Origin of the sequence: Bradyrhizobium sp. 23, assembly GCF_023073295.1 — a bacterium.
Lineage (GTDB): Bacteria > Pseudomonadota > Alphaproteobacteria > Rhizobiales > Xanthobacteraceae > Bradyrhizobium > Bradyrhizobium canariense_D.
The window spans coordinates 36,456-38,516 of the sequence record NZ_JADPJF010000098.1 but is presented as its reverse complement, the minus strand read 5'-3'; the positions used below and the strand labels follow the sequence as shown (position 1 = coordinate 38,516).

Here is a 2,061-nt window from a genome sequence, read left to right as displayed (position 1 = left end):
CGGTCGCGCAATTGCCGCCGCTGCCGCCAGTCTCGAAGAGCTCGATCGTGGTGGCGCCGGTCGCCATCGCGCTGTCGGCGATCCGCGAGCAGGCCGAGAAGGCCGCTCCGCGCAATTTCGCCGGCAAGGCCGAGAACCCGATCTCGCAAATCCTGGAGAACGCCGACATCGGCTGGTCGGCGGTACGCGGACCGATGGCGACTGCCGGCGACAAGGACGTGCTGACGATCTCGACGCCGCTCACGGGCAAGCTGAACGTGACGGGCTCGCTGTCGTCGAAAGCCACCGGCGCGCTCGGCGAGGCGCTCGGCAGCGTGCTCGGCGGCAATGCCGCGAAACAGATCGGCGCGGTCAACATCAAGAATTTGAACGCCAGCGCCGAGATCAAGGGCAACGTCGTCGTTACCTCGCGGCCGAAGCTCGCCGCCAACTGGCATCTCGAGCCCAATCTCGGCGCCCAGGTCAATCTTGGCGATACCAACCTCAACATTTCGGGCGCCAAGGTCAACGTGCCTGCCCAGGTGAAGCCGCTGATCGACAAGACCGTCGGCGAACAGATCAACGCCGTCTCCGAACGCATGCGCAACGATCCGACCTTGCGGGACAACGCGAAGCTGCAATGGGCCAAGGCCTGCCGCTCGATCCCGCTGCAAGGCTCGGGGTCTTCCGCCGCGCTGCCGCCGCTTTGGCTCGAGATGAAGCCGACCCGCGCCATCGCGGCACAGCCGCGCGTCGACGCACAGAACGTGACGCTGCTGCTTGGCCTCGAGCTCGAGACGCGCGTGATCTCGACGCCGACCAAGCCCGACTGCCCGTTCCCCGACAAGATCTCGATCGTGCCGCCGACCGGCACCGGTGTGAACATTGGCGTGCCGATCGACGTGCCCTTCACCGAGATCAACAAGCTCATCGCGGCGCAGATGGTCGGCCACACCTATCCCGAGGACGGCTCCGGCCCGGTCGATGTCACCGTCAAGAGCGTCAACGTGATCCCGTCGGGCGAGCGCCTCCTGATCTCGCTGCTGGTGCGCGCCAAGGAGAAGAAGAGCTGGCTTGGTCTCGGCGCCGAAGCGACCGTGCACATCTGGGGCCGGCCGATGCTCGACCAGGCGCAGCAGACGCTGCGGCTCGCCGACATCCAGCTCGCCGTGGAATCCGAGGCGGCCTTCGGCCTGCTGGGTGCCGCGGCGCGCGCGGTGGTGCCGCAGATGCAGCAGGCGCTGGTGCAGAAAGCGACGGTCGATCTGAAGCCGATTGCCGCCAACGCACGCGAGAAGATCGCCGCCGCGATCGCCGACTATCAGAAGAACGAGGATGGCATCAAGGTCGAAGCGAAGATCGACAGCCTGAGCCTCGCCGACATCGCCTTCGACTCCAAGACGCTGCGCGTGATCGCGGAAGCCGGGGGCTCGCTGAATGTATCCGTGACGAAGCTGTCGGGGATGTAGCGCGCCCCTTTTCCCGACGGGTCCGTGCGCGCAGTCGCTTGCGCCGCTGGCAATCTGGTCGGACGATGCTAAGCTGTTCCTCGCACCCCGGGGACGGGGTGCTGACAGCACTGTGGCTGACAACGCGAGGACGACATGGAAGCCGGCATGGTTACGCCTGCGCCGGCGCTGGTGCGCTTTTCCGGCATTCAGAAGACCTATGATGGCGAGCACCTCGTGGTGAAAAACCTCGATCTCGACATCAGGAAGGGCGAGTTCGTCACCCTGCTTGGTCCGTCGGGCTCGGGCAAGACGACCACCCTGATGATGCTGGCGGGTTTCGAGGTTCCGACCCATGGCGAGATCTTCCTCGCGGACCGACCGATCAAGAACGTGCCGGCACACAAGCGCGACATCGGCATGGTGTTCCAGAATTATGCCCTGTTTCCGCACCTGACGATTGCGGAGAATATCGCCTTCCCGCTCTCCGTTCGCAACACGAACAAGGCCGAAGCGCAGGATCGTGTCAAAGCGGCATTGCGCATGATCAAGATGGAAACTCTGGCGCAGCGGCGGCCCGGGCAGCTGTCCGGCGGTCAACAGCAGCGCGTGGCGCTGGCCCGCGCGCTGGTTT

The 2,061-nt window shown here is 65.5% G+C and carries 2 protein-coding genes; both read left to right on the top strand.

Going from position 1 to position 2,061, the window contains the following annotated elements; all coding sequences use genetic code 11:
- Positions 1-1,448 (top strand): DUF4403 family protein (locus tag IVB32_RS24000; protein ID WP_247411675.1); only part of this gene is annotated, 1,448 nt, incomplete at its 5' end.
- Positions 1,449-1,583: 135 nt separating this feature from the next.
- On the top strand, positions 1,584-2,061 hold a 478-nt coding region (locus tag IVB32_RS23995), incomplete at its 3' end, for an ATP-binding cassette domain-containing protein (protein WP_247411672.1).